The sequence below is a fragment of the Geodermatophilus sp. SYSU D00766 genome, from assembly GCF_054049915.1.
Window position 1 is genome coordinate 26247 of sequence record NZ_JBJGYI010000013.1, and the last position, 20024, is coordinate 46270.

General features: G+C 73.4%; 20 protein-coding genes and 1 riboswitch. Of the genes, 10 read left to right on the forward strand and 10 right to left on the reverse strand.

All coding sequences use genetic code 11. The features are described 5' to 3' along the window. The first annotated feature begins 226 nt into the window (after nt 1–226). Genes ACI8AD_RS12015 through ACI8AD_RS12030 form a run of 4 tightly spaced genes read left to right on the forward strand, consistent with a single transcriptional unit; the run spans nt 227 to nt 4071 of the window. Entirely contained in the window at nt 227–1759 is a 1533-nt protein-coding gene (locus tag ACI8AD_RS12015; protein WP_456870830.1) for a Re/Si-specific NAD(P)(+) transhydrogenase subunit alpha, read from the forward strand. 2 nt (nt 1760–1761) lie between these two features. Next, nucleotides 1762–3171 (forward strand): Re/Si-specific NAD(P)(+) transhydrogenase subunit beta, encoded by a 1410-nt coding sequence (pntB, locus tag ACI8AD_RS12020; protein ID WP_456870755.1) that lies wholly within the window; start codon nt 1762–1764, stop codon nt 3169–3171. A 22-nt stretch (nt 3172–3193) separates the two neighbouring features. Beyond that, complete coding sequence (locus ACI8AD_RS12025; protein WP_456870756.1) at nt 3194–3595, forward strand: hypothetical protein; 402 nt, start codon at nt 3194–3196, stop codon at nt 3593–3595. A 38-nt stretch (nt 3596–3633) separates the two neighbouring features. Beyond that, nucleotides 3634–4071, forward strand: coding sequence for a hypothetical protein (locus ACI8AD_RS12030; RefSeq protein ID WP_456870757.1), 438 nt, complete (start codon nt 3634–3636; stop codon nt 4069–4071). Here the strand turns inward: ACI8AD_RS12030 and ACI8AD_RS12035 are convergent. Then, a complete protein-coding gene (locus ACI8AD_RS12035) occupies nt 4013–4918 on the reverse strand; it encodes a pentapeptide repeat-containing protein (RefSeq protein ID WP_456870758.1) in 906 nt (301 codons plus the stop codon). The genes ACI8AD_RS12030 and ACI8AD_RS12035 overlap by 59 nt on opposite strands. A 76-nt stretch (nt 4919–4994) precedes the next feature. Here ACI8AD_RS12035 and ACI8AD_RS12040 point away from each other — a divergent pair, with 76 nt between their 5' ends. Further along, entirely contained in the window at nt 4995–5387 is a 393-nt protein-coding gene (locus ACI8AD_RS12040; protein WP_456870759.1) for a VOC family protein, read from the forward strand. Nucleotides 5388–5396: 9 nt separating this feature from the next. Here ACI8AD_RS12040 and ACI8AD_RS12045 read toward each other — a convergent pair whose 3' ends face one another. Next, complete coding sequence (locus tag ACI8AD_RS12045; RefSeq protein ID WP_456870760.1) at nt 5397–5534, reverse strand: hypothetical protein; 138 nt, start codon at nt 5532–5534, stop codon at nt 5397–5399. Between the two features lie 241 nt (nt 5535–5775). Here ACI8AD_RS12045 and ACI8AD_RS12050 point away from each other — a divergent pair, with 241 nt between their 5' ends. The 5 genes from ACI8AD_RS12050 (at nt 5776) to ACI8AD_RS12070 (ending at nt 11832) form a co-directional block, all read left to right on the forward strand. Next, complete coding sequence (locus tag ACI8AD_RS12050) at nt 5776–6738, forward strand: NADPH:quinone oxidoreductase family protein (protein ID WP_456870761.1); 963 nt, start codon at nt 5776–5778, stop codon at nt 6736–6738. Between the two features lie 379 nt (nt 6739–7117). Beyond that, a complete protein-coding gene (locus tag ACI8AD_RS12055; protein ID WP_456870762.1) occupies nt 7118–7579 on the forward strand; it encodes an ester cyclase in 462 nt (153 codons plus the stop codon). A gap of 343 nt (nt 7580–7922) precedes the next feature. Then, a complete protein-coding gene (locus ACI8AD_RS12060; protein WP_456870763.1) occupies nt 7923–8264 on the forward strand; it encodes a hypothetical protein in 342 nt (113 codons plus the stop codon). A gap of 961 nt (nt 8265–9225) precedes the next feature. Further along, complete coding sequence (locus tag ACI8AD_RS12065) at nt 9226–9768, forward strand: hypothetical protein (protein WP_456870764.1); 543 nt, start codon at nt 9226–9228, stop codon at nt 9766–9768. A gap of 807 nt (nt 9769–10575) precedes the next feature. Then, nucleotides 10576–11832, forward strand: coding sequence for a serine hydrolase domain-containing protein (locus tag ACI8AD_RS12070; protein ID WP_456870765.1), 1257 nt, complete (start codon nt 10576–10578; stop codon nt 11830–11832). Between the two features lie 216 nt (nt 11833–12048). Here ACI8AD_RS12070 and argG read toward each other — a convergent pair whose 3' ends face one another. From argG to ACI8AD_RS12110, 8 genes are all read right to left on the reverse strand, one after another. After that, nucleotides 12049–13500 (reverse strand): argininosuccinate synthase, encoded by a 1452-nt coding sequence (argG, locus tag ACI8AD_RS12075; protein ID WP_456870766.1) that lies wholly within the window; start codon nt 13498–13500, stop codon nt 12049–12051. A gap of 42 nt (nt 13501–13542) precedes the next feature. Then, on the reverse strand, nt 13543–13932 hold the full coding sequence (locus ACI8AD_RS12080) for a hypothetical protein (RefSeq protein WP_456870767.1): 390 nt from the start codon (nt 13930–13932) through the stop codon (nt 13543–13545). Nucleotides 13933–13998: 66 nt separating this feature from the next. Further along, on the reverse strand, nt 13999–14727 hold the full coding sequence (locus ACI8AD_RS12085) for a DUF72 domain-containing protein (RefSeq protein WP_456870768.1): 729 nt from the start codon (nt 14725–14727) through the stop codon (nt 13999–14001). 16 nt (nt 14728–14743) lie between these two features. Further along, entirely contained in the window at nt 14744–15583 is an 840-nt protein-coding gene (locus ACI8AD_RS12090; protein WP_456870831.1) for an SDR family NAD(P)-dependent oxidoreductase, read from the reverse strand. After that, nucleotides 15583–17091, reverse strand: coding sequence for a flavin-containing monooxygenase (locus ACI8AD_RS12095; RefSeq protein ID WP_456870769.1), 1509 nt, complete (start codon nt 17089–17091; stop codon nt 15583–15585). The genes ACI8AD_RS12090 and ACI8AD_RS12095 overlap by 1 nt, the downstream gene beginning before the upstream one ends. Before the next feature lie 76 nt (nt 17092–17167). Next, nucleotides 17168–17833, reverse strand: coding sequence for a TetR/AcrR family transcriptional regulator (locus ACI8AD_RS12100; protein ID WP_456870770.1), 666 nt, complete (start codon nt 17831–17833; stop codon nt 17168–17170). A 41-nt stretch (nt 17834–17874) separates the two neighbouring features. Then, a complete protein-coding gene (locus tag ACI8AD_RS12105; protein WP_456870771.1) occupies nt 17875–18513 on the reverse strand; it encodes a class I SAM-dependent methyltransferase in 639 nt (212 codons plus the stop codon). A 112-nt stretch (nt 18514–18625) separates the two neighbouring features. Continuing rightward, nucleotides 18626–19552, reverse strand: coding sequence for an aggregation-promoting factor C-terminal-like domain-containing protein (locus ACI8AD_RS12110; protein WP_456870772.1), 927 nt, complete (start codon nt 19550–19552; stop codon nt 18626–18628). Between the two features lie 231 nt (nt 19553–19783). Continuing rightward, nucleotides 19784–19945: riboswitch (cyclic di-AMP (ydaO/yuaA leader) on the reverse strand. Nucleotides 19946–20024 lie beyond the last annotated feature (79 nt).

The window sequence follows — 20024 nt, forward strand, 5'->3', positions numbered from 1 at the left end:
CCTCGGCACGCGGCGGGCCGGACTCCACCCGCCGGGCGCGGCCCTCACCCGGGAGGGTGGGCGTGCGATCCACGTCACGAATCCGGACGGGGTCGCCCGGTTCGGCACCGGCTCCTGTCACCATGCAGCACCGGGGTCGGCCGCCCGCCCGCCCCGCGCAGCACCACCCGGTCCGCCGGCGGGGTCGCCGGCCCGAGCTGTCGATGGAGTGCGCGTGCTGATCGGTGTGCCGGCCGAGACCCGACGGAACGAGACGCGGGTGGCCGCGACGCCGGTGAGCGTCGGCCGGCTGTGCGCGCTCGGGTACGAGGTCCTGGTCGAGGCCGGGGCCGGGACGGCGGCCAGCTCCCCCGACGAGGCCTACGTCGCCGCGGGCGCGCGGATCGGTACGGCGGCCGAGGCCTGGGGCGCCGACGTCGTCCTGCACGTCAACGCCCCCACCCTCGACGAGGTCGCGCTGCTGCGCCCGGACGCGGTGCTGGTCAGCCTGCTCGCCCCCGCCCTCTCCCCCGGCCTGCTCGACGCGCTGGTCGCCCGCGGGGTCACCGCGCTGGCCATGGACGCCGTACCGCGGATCTCGCGGGCGCAGTCGCTGGACGTGCTGTCGTCGATGGCCAACATCGCCGGCTACCGCGCCGTCGTCGAGGCCGCGCACGCCTTCGGCCGGTTCTTCACCGGGCAGGTCACCGCCGCGGGCAAGGTGCCCCCGGCCAAGGTGTTCGTCGCCGGCGCCGGCGTCGCGGGGCTGGCCGCCATCGGCACCGCCAGCAGCCTGGGCGCGATCGTGCGCGCCACCGACGTCCGCCCCGAGGTCGCCGAGCAGGTGCGCTCGCTGGGCGGGGAGTACGTGGGCGTGCCCGCCGACGAGACCGAGCAGGCCGCCGGGCCGGGCACCGGGTACGCGTCGGTCACGTCCGAGAGCTTCGACGCCCGCGCCGCCGTGATGTACGCCGAGCAGGCCCGCGACGTCGACGTCGTCGTCACCACCGCGCTGATCCCCGGGCGGCCGGCGCCGCGGCTGCTCACCGAGGAGATGGTGGCGAGCATGAAGCCGGGCTCGGTGGTCGTGGACATGGCCGCCGCGCAGGGCGGCAACGTGGCCGGCTCGGTGCCCGACGAGGTGGTGGTCACCCCGAACGGCGTGACGATCATCGGCTACACCGACCTGCCCGCCCGGCTGCCGGCGCAGGCCTCGCAGCTGTTCGCCACCAACCTGGTCAACCTGCTCACGCTGCTCACCCCCGGCAAGGACGGGCGGCTCGTGCTCGACCTCGACGACGTCGTGGTGCGCGGCATGACCGTGGCGCGGGCCGGGGAGAAGCTGTGGCCGCCACCCCCGGTGCAGGTCTCGGCCGCCCCGGCACCCGCCGCCGCACCACCACCGGCGCCGCTGCCGGCTGCGGCTCCGCCGCCCGCGCCCGGCCGGCGGGCCGCGCTGGTCGGCCTCGGCGCGGCGCTGCTGTTCCTGCTCGCCGCCTTCTCCCCCGACCAGCTCATCGGCAACCTCACGGTGTTCGCCCTGGCCGTCGTGGTCGGCTTCTACGTCATCGGGCACGTCCACCACGCGCTGCACACGCCGCTGATGAGCGTCACCAACGCGATCTCCGGGATCATCCTGGTCGGGGCGCTGCTGCAGCTCGGGCACACCAGCACGGTGGTGACCGTGCTGGCCTTCCTCGCGGTGCTGCTGGCCAGCATCAACGTCTTCGGCGGCTTCGCGGTGACCCGCCGCATGCTCGGCATGTTCCGGAGGGCCTGACCGTGAGCGCCACCACCGCCGCATCCGCGGCCTACATCGTCGCCGCCCTGCTGTTCGTGCTCAGCCTGGCCGGCCTGTCGCGGCACGAGACCGCCAAGGCGGGCAACGCCTACGGCATCGCCGGGATGGCGGTCGCGCTGGTCGCCACCATCGGGCTGGCCGCCCGCGACGGCGACGCCCTGACGATCGGCCTCATCGCCGTCGCCATGGTGATCGGCGCCGCGATCGGCCTGTGGCGGGCCCGGATCGTCGAGATGACCGGCATGCCCGAGCTCATCGCGCTGCTGCACAGCTTCGTCGGCCTGGCCGCGGTGCTGGTCGGTTGGAACGGCTACCTGTCGGTGGAGGGCGCGCCCGCCGGCGAGGCGGAGGTGCTCGACCTGCCCGTCGGCATCCACTCCGCCGAGGTGGCGATCGGGGTCTTCATCGGCGCGGTCACCTTCACCGGCTCGGTCGTGGCCTACCTCAAGCTGTCGGGGCGGATCCGCAGCAACCCGCTGGTGCTGCCGGGCAAGAACGCGCTCAACCTCGGCGCGCTGGGCGCCTTCGCCGTCCTGACCGTCGTGTTCGTCGTCTCGCCGGGGCTGGGCGTGCTGGCGGGCCTGACCGTGCTGGCGCTGGCGCTGGGCTGGCACCTGGTCGCCTCGATCGGCGGCGGCGACATGCCCGTCGTCGTCTCGATGCTCAACAGCTACTCGGGCTGGGCGGCCGCGGCCTCGGGCTTCCTGCTCGACAACGACCTGCTCATCGTCACCGGCGCGCTGGTCGGCTCCTCCGGCGCCTACCTCTCCTACATCATGTGCCAGGCGATGAACCGCTCCTTCCTGTCGGTCATCGCCGGCGGGTTCGGCAACGAGGGCGCCACCGCCGCCGCCGGCGACGTCGAGGGCGAGCACACCGAGACCACCGCCGAGGAGGTCGCGCAGCTGCTGCGCGACGCCGACAGCGTCGTCATCACGCCCGGCTACGGCATGGCGGTGGCGCACGCGCAGAACGCCGTCGCCGAGCTGACCCGCACGCTCACCGACAAGGGCGTACTGGTCCGCTTCGGCATCCACCCGGTCGCCGGGCGCCTGCCCGGGCACATGAACGTGCTGCTGGCCGAGGCGAAGGTGCCCTACGACGTCGTCCTCGAGATGGACGAGATCAACGACGACCTGGCGAAGACGTCGGTGGTGCTGGTGATCGGCGCCAACGACACGGTCAACCCGGCCGCCGCCGAGGACCCGGCCAGCCCGATCGCCGGCATGCCGGTGCTGCACGTGTGGGACGCCGAGCACGTGGTGGTGTTCAAGCGGTCGATGAGCACCGGGTACGCCGGCGTGCAGAACCCCCTGTTCTTCCGCGAGAACACCCGGATGCTGTTCGGCGACGCGCGCGAGCGCGTCGAGGACATCCTGCGGGCCCTGTAGGGCCCCTCGCGAGAGGAGCACCGTGACCACTCACCCCACCGCCGCCGCGCTGGTCAGCCCGGCCTGGCTGATCGGGGGCCTGCGCAACGTCCCCGGCTACCTGGCCACCGCCCAGGGCGGGCTGACCTTCGTCAGCGACACCCCGGTCTTCGACGTGCCGCTGGCCGCCGTCAGCGACGTGTCGTGGCCGTGGTGGTGGTTCGGCGGCGGGCTGAAGCTGACCGCGGCCGGGCAGCGGTGGAAGATCACCTTCGTCCGGCCCAACGGGATGCCGCCGCCGCACCCGTCGATGCTCGACACCGGGGTCGGGGTGTTCGGGCTGCTCACCGGCACCTGGCACGACATCGACGCGATGCGCGGCCTCGCCGACGTCCGCAGCGGGCGCGAGGCGGGCCGGCGGTGGCGCGAGGTGCTGCCGGGCTGAGTTGCGGGCCGGTCGCCGGGGGCGCGACGGTTGCCGGTGTGGACCCCTTCCGCCTCGGCATGCCGAAGATCCCCGGCCTCACCGAGCTGCTGACCGCGCTGCAGGCGCAGACCGAGGCGCTGGCCCAGCTGCCGCGCACCCTCACCGACCTCAACGGCGCCGTCCGCGAGCTCATCGCCGCGACGACGACGGCGACGTCGGCGATCGCCTCGGCGCAGCGCACCGCCGAGCGGCTGGAGGACCTCGTCGGGGAGCTCGAGGAGCCGGTGCGCTCGCTCAAGCCGGGGCTGGAGCGGGTGGGCCGGGTCCTCGACGACCCCGCGGTCGACGCGGTGCCGGACATCATCCGCACCATCGACGAGGACCTCATGCCGATGATCGCGACGATCCGTCAGGCGCAGAACCGGGTCGCCGGCGTCACCGGCCTGCTGCGTCGCCGCGGCCGTCCCGACGACGACGGGGACGCCGTGCCGTGACCGGTGCGGCGGTCGCGGCGGTCGTGGCGGTCGTGGCGGTCCAGTGCGCGGGGCGCTCGAGCGCGGCCGGCAGGCGGGTGGCGCCGTCGCCGCGGGCCGCGGCCACCTGCGGGCGGGTGAGGAACAGCGCGCCGGAGAGGTCCGCGCCGCGCAGGTCGGCCGCCCGCAGGTCCGCGCCGAGCAGGTCGACGGCGGTGAGGTCGGCGCCGCGCAGGTCCGCGCCGATCAGGTAGGCGCCGCGCAGGCTGCTGCCGCGCAGGTCGGCGCGGCGCAGGTCGGCGCCGATGAGGTCGGCGCCGCGCCGGTCCCGCCCCCCGGGACGGACGGCGGCGCTGACCCGGCCGAGCAGCTCGCCGGCCTCGGCCCGCAGCGCAGCCGCGTCGACGGCGGCCAGCTCCGCCGGGTCGCCGGCGGCGAGCCGCTCGGTGCGCTCGGTGAGAAGGGCGACGTCGGTGCGCAGCGGCGCCGGCAGGCGCAGCGCGGCGGACTCGGCGAGGTACCAGAGCAGCTCGTGCAGCTGCCGCAGCACGGGGAAGGCCGCGGCCACGCCCGGGTCGGCCGCCGGTCGCTCGACGGCGGCGACCTGCACCAGCCGCTGGCCGGCGCCGAAACAGTCGAAGACCGTGCAGCCCGGGAACCCGCGCTGCCGCAGGTCGGCGTGGATGCCGCAGCGGGCGTCGGGGGCGAGGTGCACGCAGGCCCGCCCGGCCGGCTTGTCGATCGCGAAGTCGGCCGAGGCGGCGAAGGCGGGCAGCACGCAGCACAGGCCCGCGCAGGCGGAGCAGTCGGCGCGCAGCTCCCGCCGCCGGTCGACGGGGGCCGCCGCCGGGGAGGCGGGAGGGGTCACCGCTCGAGGGTAGGCGCGCGGGCGGTCCCGGCCCCTCCCCCGTCGAGATCGCGCGGTGGCGGCCAGGATGGGCGGCGTGGACGTGCTCAGCAGTCGCGTGCTCCTGCGGCCCACCGACCCCGACCGCTCACAGGCGTTCTACCGCGACGTGCTCGGGCTGGCCGTCTACCGCGAGTTCGGCCCGCCCGGGCACCGCGGGCTGGTGTTCTTCCTCGGCAACGGCCTGCTGGAGGTGTCCGGCCGGGCCGACGAGCGCCCGCGCGGCCTGGCGCTGTGGGTACAGGTGCGCGACCTCGCCGCCGAGGTGGACCGGCTGGCCCGGGCGGGCGTCCCCGTCGTCGACGGGCCGGACCGCAAGCCGTGGGGACTGCTGGAGGCCACGGTCAGCGACCCCGACGGCGTGGCGATCGTGCTGGTCGAGGTCCCCGCCGACCACCCGCTGCGGGCGGACGTGCGCCCGCCCGGCTGACCACCGGGCTCAGGACCTCTTCCCGCCCTTCTTGCCGAGCTCGCTCTGGGCGGCCGAGCTCTTGCGGGGGTTCTTCTCGCCCTCCTTCTCCGCCTTGGCGTTGGCCTTCTTCGCCGTGTCGCTGCCCTTGCCGCTCTTCGCCGCCATGCCGGCCTCCCGGTCGGGGGTCGCCGTCCGGGTCCGGACGGTCGGGGCGCAGCCCCTACCCCGGGCCGAGCAGCCGGAACACCGCGGCACAGCCGGCCGTCGGGGTGCGACGCCGGTCCGGCGTTCCCACGGAGACGTGACGCGGGGCTGCACCCTCGACGACGTTCCCGCGGGAACGCCCGGCACGGGCTCGTGGGGCTCCGCCCTGGTGAGCCGGCTCGTGCTCGCTCTAGCGTGAGCCATGCGCGCTGCGGTGATCACCGCGCTCACCGGGCCGGACGCGGTGCAGGTCCAGGAGCGGCCCGACCCCGTGCCGGCGTCGCACCAGGTGCTGATCGACGTCGAGTACGCCGGTGTCACCTTCCCGGACGTGCTGCAGACCCGCGGCCTGTACCAGCGGCGTCCGGACGTGCCCTTCACCCCCGGGTGGGAGGTGTCCGGGGTGGTGCGGGCGGACGCCGGCGGCTTCCGCGCCGGTGACCGCGTCGCGGCCATGCCGATGACCGGGGGCCTCGCCGAGAGCGTCGCGGTCGACGGGCACCTGGTGTTCCCGCTGCCCGACGGCCTGCCCTTCGACGAGGCTGCTGCCCTGCCGCTGAACTACCTGACGGCGCACTTCGCGCTGACCCGCCGCGCTCGACTGGAGGAGGGCGAGAGCGTTCTGGTGCACGGGGCCGCCGGGGGCCTCGGCACCGCCGCCTGCCAGCTGGCCGCGGCCTACGGCGCGCGGGTGATCGCGGTCGTGTCCACGCCGGAGAAGGGGGAGGTCGCCAGGGCGGCTGGAGCGCACGACGTCGTGCCCGTCGGCGGCTTCCGCGACGCGGTCCACCGGCTGACGGGGGGCCGCGGGGTGGACGTGGTCGTGGACCCGGTCGGCGGTGACCGGTTCACCGACTCCCTGCGGTCGCTGGCGCGGGAGGGCCGGCTGCTCGTCCTCGGCTTCACCGGCGGCGAGATCCCCACCGTGAAGGTCAACCGGCTGCTGTTGACCAACACGTCCGTGCTGGGCGTGGCCTCGGCCGAGTTCTGGGCCGACGAACCCGACTGTCCCGGCCGGCAGTGGCGCGAGCTGGTACCGCTGATCGAGTCCGGCGCGATCGACCCGCCGCTCGGGCCGCTCTTCGCGCTGCGAGACGCCGCCGCAGCGATCCGCGAACTGGACGAACGCCGCGCCGCCGGCAGGGTGCTCGTCCGAGTGCGCTGACGGGCAGGCTCGCTTCGAAGGCAGGTGTGTCTGGAGCCGGCCTCGGTCATGCGCCGGCGGGAGTGTCTCTGAGCGGCCCACTATGAGACACCTCTGAGGGGCAAAGGATTGTCGGGACGCAGGAGTGACGCGATGCGGACGGCTGCGTCGAGGCGCAGGTGGGTCTTGGCGTTCCTCTGCACGGTTCAAGATCCGATGCGTCTCCCATCCCCGCTTCGCCGACCCTCGGATGCGAAGGGTGAGAGACGCGCCTCGTGAACCGGGGTGCCGCTGTGACCCGTGTTCTTGGCCGCAGAACGGTGCCAGGGTTGCGTCCGCAGGCCCAGGTCCCGCGGGACCCCGCGGGGCCCGGTGCACCGCTCACAAGAAGGTGGCCACCATGGCAGCTGGCACCGAGACCGCGGGGATCCCGACCTGGATGCGCATCTACGTCGAGGCATGGAACAGCCACGACCCGGCCAAGGTCCTTGCCTGCATGACTGAGGACGTCCTCCGGGACGACAAGGGACTGGGCGAACGCCTGGAAGGGGCCGATGCCGTCCGCCAGTCGATTGTGGACACGGCGGAGAACTTCTCCAGCGACTACCGCATCGATCTTGGTGAACTCATACTCGCGACTGATGCGATGTACGCCGCCGAGTGGACGATGTCGGGCACCAACGACCGAGAGGACAAGGCACGAGGTCTGCCGAACACCGGCCGCCAGTTCCGCATCCAGGGGCTGTCGATCGGGCGGCTGCGCGACGGGAAGGTGGCCGAGGAACGCCTGTACTACAACATGGCCGATTACCTCACCCAGATCGGCCTGATGCCCCAAGCCCCTGCGCCGGCCACTGTCTGACCGTCACGCGTCGGAGTCGTCCTCCCAGGGAGGATTCCTCCCTGGATCAGGCGTCCCCAAGCCGCCTTCACGGCGGGCGCCCCGGTGTCCCTGAGCGGCCCACTCAGGGACAGCCGTGGCTCAGGAGTCGCGGAGCGGACGCGTTGGCCGGTGACGTCGCATGACGTTCCGGGTGCTCGTACCTACGGCGGACGACGGTCCCCGATGGCTGCCAGGTTGGGGGCAGAGCGCTGCAGGCCTGTCCAGGTGAGGCCGAGCCTCACAAGGCGCGCAAGAGGGCATAGCCTGAGTCTTCCGGAACCAGGTGCGCTGACTGGTGAGGACGGCGGCCATGAGACATGCCGTGAGGGGACGCGAGGACATCCCGCGCGCTGTTGCGGGCCTGAGCTGGGTCCTGCTGCTCTTCGGCCTTCTCTACCTCATCGCCGCAGCAGCGCCGGACAGCGGCATGTACTGGGACGTCGAGCGGCAGTCGACGACTGCGTGGATCGGCATCGGCTTGCTGGCCACGGCTGTGCCCGTGGGAGTGGTGGCCCTCGTCCTGGACCGGTACAACCACGTCCGCGACTACGCCCCCGGAGAGTCCCGCGCCGGGATCCGGCACCCGGTCGCGCTCGCCGCTGCTCTCGCCTTGGCCGCCCTGACAGCGGTGGTTCTCACCGTCATCGTGGCGCGTGCGTTCTGAGCCTGTACGCACCGTCCGCCGGCAACCGCCCGGCGACATCTGTACGAGATGACCCCGTGGTAAGCCATGGGAGGCCGCACCGTGATCCCTTTCTCCGGCTGTCCGATCGGCCGCCCTCCCGCGAGTCCGGCCCATGTGCCAACGCGGCCCACCATGAGGCAGGCACCCGACGCGGATCCCCAGCGTCCAGGTTGTCGGAACCCGCCCAGCGGACGGGGACCAAGGGCACTGCGATCGGCAAGGGCTGCTCCCTAGGTTCAGCGCCGTGACGAAGAAGCCACTGAGATGCCGACTCGGGCTGCACGCGTACGTCACGGAGCATCCCTCCGACGAGCGTCTCCATGGAGCCTTGGGGCGCCTATGCCGACAGTGCGGGAAGCGACAAGGCGATTACGGTGACGCCAACTTCTCCATCGGAGGGCCGAGCTGAGGTTGCCTTCCGCGGATGATCGGTCGCGTGCCCGTCTCTGGAGCCGCCTCTGAGGCCAGTCAGGCCGGCGTCCTCAAGCGGCCCACTGAGGGACACCCTCGCCATCCGGCCAACCAGGGGTCGCCTGGCAGCGTCGAGAGCTGCGCGTCGACGCCGCTATCGCGCCTGGGCGCGAGACCGCGCGGCGACGTCGAGCGGTTGGGCGAGTTGCGCGCCGCCATCAGGGAGTGCCTACCGGACGGCCAGCAGAAGCACGACAGGAAGACCTGCCCCCAGCATGATGTGAGCCGCCGTGGTCCCTATTGACTCCGGTCAGAAGCCGGGTCAAGTGTGCGGTCGACGCCAGGCAACCAGGAGCGTCAGAGTCGAAGTTCCAGCTGGAAACGAGGGCTGCTCACCTCCCTACTGCACGCCGCCCGGCGGAGGCATTCTCCGGCTGATCGCGGCGGTCCTTGCCGTCCGCTCAACGGCGGGGCTCTCGCTTCCTGCTCACCACAGCTGGCCCCGACTGGCGGAGGAGAGGAAGAAACAATGCGTCGTTCAGCCCTCATTGTCGGAATGATCGCCTGCGTCCTTGCCTTCGGGGTGGTCCCACTCGCGCAGGCAGCGCCTCCCGTCGAGCGGTTCCACGACACCGGCACGGACACCGACGACAACTTCTGCGGCACCGGCGAGGTGGTCACCGTCACCTTCGACGTCCGGGGAACCGTCCATGCGGATGACGGCCTGGACATCTTCGTGACCGCTCACGGCACCCAGACGTTAACCGCGGAGTCGACCGGACAGAGCGTCATCTTGCACTTCGCTAACCGGTTCGTCAGCCACGGCGTGGAGAACCCAGACGGAACCGTGTCATTCACGGACACGGTCACCGGCCTGCCCGAGCAGTTCCGCACCCCCAACGGCGGGGTGATCACGCTTGACGCGGGCCTGATCGTGTTCGAGGGGACGCTCGACGCCGACGGGGAATTTGTCGAGCAGCACATCGTGGTGGTCCACGGCCCGCACCCTCAGGCAGAGAGCGAATTCGAGCTCTTCTGCCAACTGATCCCGGAGGCTCTGGGCATCGGCTGAGGAGCCTCTACCGGTTTCTCCCGCGATCCTAGCCGTCGGCACGCGCTGTTCCTCGGCGTGTGTCGACGGCCAAGGTCCCGTGGTGGCCACGGGTAGCGTCGCCGAAAGGGCAAGGCTAGGCGAGGAGCAGAAGATCGACCCGCCTCGCCGCGTCCAAGTGAGCAAGCGAGCACCTCTGCTGTCCGACATTCTCCGGCGCCGCCGCGCCCTGGACCGAGAAAGGAAGAACAGTCGCTTCGGGCGTCTACTGGAACGTGCACAGCGGACTGTCCGTGAAGCCGCCTTCGAGGCCAGTCAGGCCGGCGTCCTCAAGCGGCCCACTCAGGGACACACCGATATTGGCCGGGGTGGGCGGTTTGGCGCCCACCCGGTTGCCTGCACGGGCCCGACTCGAACGGGCAGTTCCCCTCCACAACGGACGCATGAGCCAGGCGGGGCAACCCATGCGCCGAGGCCGCGGCCAAGGCCGACGGGCCAGCGACCCCGTCGACGTTTCGATTGTGACCGAGTACCGGCGGCCAGCGGCGTCACCAATCGGTGTGTCCCTGAGCGACCCCTCCGGGACAGGCTTCGGTGACGCCTGCCCCGCAGGCCGGACGGGTGCGAGCTCGGCGACAGCCCTTAGAGGACGTTGCGGAAGTCCATGCCGACCGAGCTCGTCGGCAGGCCACGCAGGTCAACCGCCCGTGGCGCCGCGCGCCGACCACGCACTGGCGCACTTCCGCAACGACTCCTTAGTCAACCAGCCTGTTCGAGGTGGAGCCAGCGACATATGGTCGGCGCCCGTCCCGTTCAAAGGAGTCACCCATGACACAGGTTGAATCCCGGCTGTCGTCTCCGGAATCGGTGGGGATGAGCGCCAACCGGCTGGAGCGCATCGCGCCTGCGCTCCAGAAGTACGTCGACGAGCGCGGCTATCCAGGCTTCGCGACGCTGGTGTCACGCCGCGGCCGGCTCATCCATGCCGGACTGGTCGGTTGGCAGGACCGTGAAGCAGAGGTGCCCCTGGCGGAGAACACGATCTACCGGTTGTACTCGATGACCAAGCCGATCATCTGCACGGCGCTGATGACGCTCTTCGAGGAGGGGAGGTTCCAGCTCGTCGACCCTGTCGCCAAGTGGATTCCGGCGTTCGGGGCAACGAAGATCGCCGGGCCCGGCGGGACGCTCGAGGACCAGTCGCCGCTGCGCCCGATGCAGATCCGCGACGTGCTCACCCACACGAGCGGGCTCACCTATGACTTTCTCGAGGACTTCCCGGTGGCGGAGCAGTGCCGCGAGCACCGGATCTGCAACGACCCGACGCGCACGCTGGAGCAGTTCGTCGACGAGCTCGCGACGCTCCCGCTCGCCTTCGCGCCCGGGACGCAGTGGCACTACAGCGTGGGCATCGACGTCGCGGCCCGTCTCATCGAGGTCATCTCAGGCCGAAAGCTCGGGGACTTCCTCCAGGAGCGCCTGTTCGGGCCACTCGGCATGACCGACACCGCCTTCGGCGTTCCCGAGTCAGCCCGCGACCGCCTCGCCGCCATGTACGGCCTGCCAGACATCGTCGGCAAGGACATGACCTTCAGCAAGCTCGCGATGGCGTTCGCCACGGGCGATCTCGGCCGCCGGGAGGTGGAATCGACCTACCCGAGCGACACGCCGGAGGTCTTTCAGCGCGGCGGCCACGGCCTGTTCGGCACCGCCTCGGACTACCTGCTCTTCGCGAACATGCTGCTCACGGGGAAGGCGGAGGACGGCAGCCGCATCATCGGGCGCAAGACACTCAAGCTGATGCACACGAACCATCTCACCCCGGCACTGCTCCCGTACGTGCTAGGGGGCATACCGGCGCCCGGCTACGGGTTCGGCCTAGGCTCTCGCGTCGCCATGGACATCGGCCAGACCGCGCTGGCCGGCTCCCCCGGCGAGTTCGGCTGGGCTGGTGCGGCGAAGACCTATTTCTGGGTCGACCCGGTCGAGGAGATCGTCGGCGTGCTCATGACGCAGCACATGGTCGGCTTCGACCTGCCCGAGGCCGACTTCCGGTCGGTCGTGTACGGGGCAGTCGAGGACTGACCAGCGGGTGCCGGGCGGCGGCGGCTTCTTCGCCGCCACCTGTGGTCGGTCATCGCGTACCACTAGTACGCCGATCAACTGCTCGACTCCTGCGCGAGCCAGTCGTGAATCGCAGGCCCGGCCCGTGGCGCGGATTGCCGACCAGTCCGCGCCTGGGTGTCTCAGAAGCCGCCTTCTGGGACAGCGGCGGAGGAGACGAGACCCGCGGGACGGGCGTCAGTCGTTGCCGGCCTCCATGGCGGCGCGGTCGAGCAGCTCGTCGTCGCCGGCCGGGCCACCGCGGGCGGCGATCGCCTCGGCGCCGCCCTGGGTCATGGCGCCGATGAGCCCGGTGGCGGCGGCCTGCGCGGCGCCGATGGCGACCCGCTCGGGGCCGGTGCCCACCATGCCCAGCGCCGCGTACTGCTCGAGCTTGGCCCGAGAGTCGGCGATGTCGAGGTTGCGCATGGTCAGCTGGCCGATGCGGTCGGTCGGCCCGAACGCCGGGTCCTCGGTGCGCTCCATCGACAGCCGGTCGGGGTGGTAGCTGAACGCCGGCCCGGACGTCTCCAGCACCGACCAGTCCTCGCCCCGCCGCAGCCGCAGGGTCACCTCGCCGGTGACCGCCATGCCGACCCACCGCTGCAGCGACTCCCGCAGCATGAGCGCCTGGGGGTCGAGCCACCGGCCCTCGTACATCAGCCGGCCGAGCTTGCGGCCCTCGGTGTGGTAGGCCGCGAGGGTGTCCTCGTTGTGGACGGCGTTGACCAGCCGCTCGTAGGCCGCGTGCAGCAGCGCCATGCCCGGCGCCTCGTAGATGCCGCGGCTCTTGGCCTCGATGACCCGGTTCTCGATCTGGTCGGACATGCCCAGCCCGTGCCGGCCGCCGATGGCGTTGGCCTCGAGCACCAGGTCGACGGCGGAGTCGAACTCCTTGCCGTTGATCGTCACCGGCCGGCCCTGCGCGAAGCCGACGGTGACGTCCTCGGTGGGGATCTCCACCGCGGGGTCCCAGAAGCGGACGCCCATGATCGGCTCGACGATCTCGATGCTGGCGTCCAGGTGCTCCAGGCGCTTGGCCTCGTGGGTGGCGCCCCAGATGTTGGCGTCGGTGGAGTAGGCCCGCTCGGCGCTGTCGCGGTAGGGCAGCCCGTGGGCGGTCAGCCACTCCGACATCTCCCGGCGCCCGCCGAGCTGCTCGACGAACGCGGCGTCCAGCCACGGCTTGTAGATCCGCAGCGACGGGTTGGCCAGCAGCCCGTAGCGGTAGAAGCGCTCGATGTCGTTGCCCTTGAACGTCGAGCCGTCGCCCCAGATCTGGACGTCGTCCTCGAGCATGGCGCGCACCAGCAGCGTGCCGGTGACCGCGCGCCCCAGCGGGGTGGTGTTGAAGTAGCTGCGCCCGCCGGAGCGGATGTGGAAGGCACCGCAGGTCAGTGCCGCGAGCCCCTCCTCGACCAGCGCCTGCCGGCAGTCGACCAGCCGGGCGACCTCCGCGCCGTAGGCGGTGGCGCGGCCGGGCACCGAGTCGATGTCGGGCTCGTCGTACTGGCCGAGGTCGGCGGTGTAGGTGCACGGGACCGCGCCGCGGTCGCGCATCCAAGCCACCGCCACGGAGGTGTCGAGACCGCCGGAGAAGGCGATCCCGACGCGTTCGCCGACGGGCAGGGACGTGAGCACCTTGGACACGGGGAAGATTATGCACGACCACGCATGACCATGCAGACAGGGTCAGGACGGCGGCGTGTCCCGGTCCGTCGGCGACCGGCGGACGACGTCGGCGAAGGACTCCTCCAGCCGCGCCCAGGTGGAGCTCCACTCCACCAGCGGGTCGAGGATCCGCTCGAAGACGGCGAGCTGCTCGTCGAAGGCCTGCAGCTGCCCGATCAGGCCCTCGATGAGCTGCCGCTGGGCCTTCACCGACGCGGCGACCGAGCGCACCTGGGCAGCCGACATCGCCCCGGGCGGCGAGGGCAGCCGCGGCAGCGACAGCCCCGACGGCACGGCGCCGGCGGCCAGCCGGGTGGCCCGGTCGGTGAAGCCGCGCAGCTGCGCGACGAACTCCTCGACCGAGCGGGCCACCAGCCCGCTGTCGCGGGGCCTGTCCTCGGACTCGCTCACGCGCACCTCCCCCGGCCCGCCCGCCCCGGTGGGCGGGAACCGGCCCCAGTCTCGCGGCTGGGGACCTCAGCCGCCGGTCAGCGCGCGCAGTGTCTCCGCGTTGCGCACGGCGTGGCCGTGGCCGTCGTTGTTGAAGTAGGCGTAGACGTCGCGGCCCTGCGCCGTCCACTCCCCCACCCGGTCGGCCCACCAGTGCAGGTCGGCGTCGGCGTAGGAGCCGGCGTAGAGGTGTCCGGGGTCGGGGCCGTGCAGCCGGACGTAGACGAACGGCGCCGTGGCCCGCAGCACGCACGGCAGGCCGGCGCCGCTCATGACGCAGTAGGCGGCGCCGTGCCGCTCCAGCAGCGCGAACACCGCGTCGTCGTGCCAGCTGGGGTGGCGGAACTCGACGGCCACCCGCACCCACTCCGGCAGCAGGGACAGGAAGAAGTCCAGCCGGGCGTCGTCCCGGGCGGCGGCCGGGTGCAGCTGCACCAGCAGCACGGCCCGCCGCGGCCCCAGCTCGTGCCAGGCCGCGGTCATCCGCTCCACCCACACCTCGGGGGCGTAGAGCCGCTTGGCGTGGGTCAGGCCGCGCGGTGCCTTGACCGACAGCTGGAAGCCCTCGGGCAGCCGGCGCCGCCACGAGGCGAACGTCGCCGTCCGCGGCCAGCGGTAGAAGCTGGCGTTGAGCTCGACGGTGCCGAACCGGCGCACGTAGTGCGCCAGCCGGTCCCGGGGCGGCGTCCCGGGCGGGTAGAGGACGCCGTCCCAGTGGTCGTAGCTCCAGCCGGAGGTGCCGACGTGGACGGCCATCGCCCGGTGCGGGCCCTCAGGCCCGGCGCAGCCCCGCCAGCCGGGTCGCCCCGGCGAGGAGGTGGCCGTAGGAGCCGGGTGCCAGCCGCACCAGGACGTCGGGGACGGCGGCGCTCGCGCCGATGAGCAGCCGCGGACGGCGCCGCTCGACCGCCGTGACGATCCGCGCGGCGGCCCGGTCGGCCGGGTAGCGCAGCATCTTCGAGAACTCGCGCTTGCCCTGCTCGGCCTCCGCCGGGTCCACGCCGCTGGCCACCCGGGCGGTCTCGGCGATGCGGGTGGCGATGCCGCCGGGGTGCACGCTGGTGACGCCGACGCCGTCGTCGGCCAGCTCGTGGCGCAGCGCCTCGGTGAAGCCGCGGACGGCGAACTTGCTCGACGAGTACGCGGCCTGCCCGGCCGGGGCCATGATCCCGAAGATGCTCGACACGTTGACCAGGTGGGAGCCGGGGTGCGCCTTGAGCGTGGGCAGCAGGGCGTGGCTGAGCCGGACGGCGGCGCGGAAGTTGATGTCGAGGACCCAGTCGAACTCCTCGAGGGTCACCTGGTCGAACCGCCCGCCCAGCGCGACGCCGGCGTTGTTGACCAGCAGCGTCGTCCCGGGGTGTCCGGCGACGATCGCCTCGCCGGCCTCGCGCACCTGCCCGGCGTCGGCGAGGTCGGCGACCACGGTGTCGACCGACCGGGCGGGGAAGGCCGCCCGCACCGCGGCCGCGACCCCGGCGAGCCGCTCGGCGTCCCGGTCGAGCAGGACCAGGTCGTTGCCGCGGGCCGCCAGCGCCGGTGCCAGCGCGGCGCCGATGCCGCTGGCCGCGCCGGTGACGACGGCGGTGCCGGTGAAGTCGTAGGGCCGCATCACGCCGCCACCTCGCCGACGCCGGCCGTGGCGGGCTCGCGGACCGGGCGGGTGAACCGGATGCCCTCGTCCTCCAGCGGCCCGCGGCGCATGAGCAGCACGTCGCGGACGTAGTTCTGGTACAGCTTCCACGGCGCCCGGGACCCCTGCTTCGGCAGCGCCGCGAGGCTGCGCTGCACGTAGCCGGACGACAGGCCGATGAAGGGCGCGGTGCCGCCCTCGGGCGGGGCGAGCGGGGTGGCCGCGGCGTAGCCGTTGCGGTCGAGGTGCTCCAGCAGCCGGCAGACGTAGCGGGCGACCAGGTCGGCCTTCAGCGTCCACGAGGCGTTGGTGTAGCCGATCGTCATCGCGAAGTTCGGCACGCCGGAGACCATGAAGCCCTTGTAGGAGACGGTGCGCGACAGGTCGACGTCCTCGCCGTCCACGCGCAGCGCCATGCCGCCGACGGGCAGCAGGTTCAGCCCGGTGGCGGTCACGACGACGTCGGCGTCGAGGTGCTCCCCCGACTCCAGCGCGATGCCGGTCTCGTCGAAGCCGGCGATCCGGTCGGTCACGATCGACGCCCGGCCCTCGCGCAGCACGCGGAACAGGTCGCCGTCGGGCACCACGCACAGCCGCTGGTCCCACGGGTCGTAGGGCGGGTTGAAGTGCGTGCCGACGTCGACGCTGCCGGGCAGCTCCTTGGCCGCCGCCTTGGCGAGGACCCGCTTCATCAGCTCGGGCCGGCGCCGGCTGAGCTGGAAGGACGCCATCGAGACCAGCACGTTCTTCCACCGGACCACCGGGTAGACGACGCGGTCGGGCAGCCGGCGGCGTAGCTTCTCGGCGAGCGCGTCGCGGCCGGGCAGGCTCACGACGTAGGTGGGGGTGCGCTGCAGCATGGTCACGTGCGCGGCCCGCTCGGCCAGGCTGGGCACGAGGGTGACGGCGGTGGCGCCGCTGCCGATGACGACGACCCGCTTGCCGGTCCAGTCGAGGTCGTCGGGCCAGTGCTGCGGGTGCACCACCTGCCCGCCGAAGCGCTCCTCGCCGGGGAACCGCGGGCGGTGGCCCTCGTCGTAGCGGTAGTAGCCGGAGCAGACCGACAGCCACGAGCAGGTCCACGTCTCGGTCTCGCCGGTGCCCGCGCGCTCGGCGGTGACCGTCCACCGCGAGTCCTCGGTGGACCACGAGGCGGCGACGACGCGGGTGCCGTAGCGGACGTGCCGGTCGACGCCGTACTCGCGGGCGGTGTCCTGCACGTACTCGCGGATGGAGGCGCCGTCGGCGATCGCCTTCGGGTCGGTCCACGGCCGGAAGGAGTAGCCGAGCGTGAACATGTCCGAGTCCGAGCGCACGCCCGGGTAGCGGAACAGGTCCCAGGTGCCGCCGATGGCCTCACGGGCCTCGAGGACGGCGTAGGTCCGGCCCGGGGCCTCGCGCTGCAGGTGGCAGGCCGCGCCGATGCCGGAGAGTCCGGCGCCGACGATCAGCACGTCGACGTGGCGGGCGGTGCTGGGCTCGGTCATGGCGCTCCTCGGGACGGCCGGGGTGACCTGCACGACGGTACTCGACACACTGTCGAGTCGGTCGACGGCGCGTCGGTCAACCGGGGGCGGCGGCCGGGCCGTCACCGCCGTAGACGGTGCGCAGCCACACGGTGAGCAGCACGTCGAGCAGGTCGTCCTCGGCCAGCGCGGGCGTCGTCCCGGTGGCGGTCGCGTGGATGACCCGCTCGTCCATCCAGTTCAGTGCGACGGCGAGGTCGCGGGCGGGCGGCCCGGGCGGGGCGGCGCCCCGGGCCCGCTCGGCCTCGATGGCGGCGGCGGTCTCGGCGACGAACTGCTCCATCACCTGCGACCACAGCGCGCGCACCTCGGCGCTGGTGGCCAGCAGGGACGCCGCCGCGGTGGTGAGCGCGCGGTGGGCGAGGAAGGTGTCGCGGACCGCCTCGAGCGCGCCCCGCCAGCCGGCGCGGACGTCGTCGCCGGCCCGCCGCAGCGCCGCGGCCCGGGAGGCGCGCGCCTCCTCGACCACCCGGTCGAGCAGCGCGAGCACGACGGCGTCCTTGGACGGGAAGTAGAAGTAGAAGGTCGGCCGGGAGATGCCCGCTCCCCGCGCGAGGTCGTCGACGGAGATGTCGGCCAGCGGACGCTGCCCGAGCAGCTCCTCGGCGGTGGTGAGGATGGCCCGCTCGCGGTCGTCGCCGGAGGGGCGGCGGGCGCGGCGTCCGCGGCTGCCGCCGGGCGGGACGGGGAGCGGTGCGGCCACGGCGGCGACCCTACCGAGCGCGGCTCGGTGCCCGGGGGCGCTCAGGGCAGCCGCCACACCGTGGTGCGGCGCAGGCCCGGGCCCTCGGTCTCGGGCACGTCGAGGACGGTGACCGGCTCGAGCCGCTCGTGCGGCAGGTAGGGCCGGCCCGGGTCGCCGACGAGGACGGCGCTGCCGCGGGCGCGGGCCCGGTCGAGGAAGGGCAGCACCCGCTCGGTCATCACGCGGTCGTAGCAGACGTCCCCGGCCAGGACGAGGTCGACGTCGGGGGGCTCGCGGTGCAGGACGTCGCCGATGACGCTGATCCCGGTGACGCCGTTGAGGACCGCGTTGACCGCGACCGCCGTCCGGGAGAACGGGTCGACGTCGCTGGCCAGCACGTGCCGGGCACCGGCGAGGACGGCGGCGACGGCGACCAGCCCGCTGCCCGACCCGAGGTCGAGGACGCGGCGGCCGGCCACCGGGACGGCGCCGTCGAGCACGGCCCGGGCCAGCGCCTGCCCGCCGGGCCAGGCCGCGGCCCAGAACGGCGGGTCCTCACCGGCCCCGCCGGCGTCCTCCATGGCCTCCCACAGCGCGACGACGTCGTCGGCGACGTGCAGCCGCACCTCCGGGACGAGGGAGGGCCGGCGGACCTGGGTGTGCGCGCGGACGAACGCCGCGGGCACCACCCTGGTCACCGGCCCTCCCTCAGTGACGTACCGGAACGGCCCCCCTGGGTGACGTGCTGGAACGGCCCCGGTGCAGGGGCCCCCGCCGAGCGGAGCGAGGTGTGGGGGGCAGCGGGTCCTTCTAGTACCAGCCGGTGGCCTGCGAGTGGGCCCAGGCCTCGCACGGCGAGCCGTAGCGGTCGTTGATGTAGATCAGGCCGGCGTCGATCTGCAGGTAACCGTCGGAGGTCTTGGCGATGCCGGTGCTGGCCCAGGTGGAGTCGAGGAACTGCGCGATGCCGTAGGCGGTGCTGGTGGGGTTCTGCGCGGTGGGGTTCCAGCCGCTCTCCTTGCCCCACAGCTTCTCCAGGCAGGAGAACTGCTCGGCGCCGACGAGGCTGAGCGCGTAGTCCTTGAACGACCCGCTCTTGGCGGTGCTCGAGCCGCTGCTGCTGGCGGCCGGCGCCTCGGTGGCCGCGGCGGCCGGCGCGGCGGCAGCGGCCTGCTCGGCAGCAGCCTGCTCGGCGGCGGCCTGCTCGGCCGCGGCAGCCTCGGCAGCGGCCTGGGCCTCGGCGGCGGCCTGGGCCTCGGCGGCGGCGCGGGCGGCCTCCTCCTCGGCGGCGACGCGGGCGGCCTCCTCGGCGGCGGCCTGCTCTGCGGCAGCCTGCTCGGCGGCGGCCTGGGCCTCGACGGCGGCGGCGTCGACCGCGGTGCGCTGGTTGCGCGAGGCGGCGAGGTCCTCGAGGGAGGCGAGGGTGTCGTCCCCGATGGCGCTGGTGGTGGCCGCGTCCTCGTCCTCGGACTGCGGCGGGATGCCCAGCGCCTCGGCGACGCCCACGGAGGCGCTCGCGGTGTCGGTCCCGGTGTCGGCGCTGCCGCCGGTACCGGTGGCGGTCAGGACGCCGACGAGCAGGGCGCCGGCGGTGGCGGTGCCGAGCAGCAGCGCCGGACGGCGGGAGCCGAGCAGGCCGCGGCGGCGGGCGGGGGCCTCGTCGACGTCGGTGACCTCGACGGCGGCGGCCTCGAGGGTCTCCGGCGTGTCGGAGGCGGTGTGGCGGTTACGGGGCATGAGGGTGGGAACTCCGGGGGGAGAGAGCACGCGGCGGCCCGGGGCGTGGGCGCGCACACGCGGTCGCGGTCTACGGGGTCTGGCGGAGTGCGGGTCTCCGGCGGCTCCGGCGGTGCCGGGCGCGGCAGGGCAGGGTCGAGCCGGCGTCAGGAGGACGCGAGGGCACGCTGCGCGCGCCGGCGGCTGCACCTGCGGGCCACGGGGGCCCGGAGGCGGGGCATGCGGAGACTCCGTTCCTTCCGTGAGCCGCCTACCGAGTTAGCTGACGGGTTCGGGCGGGAAGCAGCCCTACGCGCCGGCGAGCGGAGCTCGCCGGGTGCGATTCACCCCGGCACTGCGGTGGGTCCCCGGCTCGCGTCCGCGGGGACGGACACGACTCGGCGGCGTCCGGCCAGGTTCCCCGGACGGGGAGGGACGACCAACCGGACGCCCGCCACGGTAGAGGCCGTTACCGGTCCGTGACAACACGGGG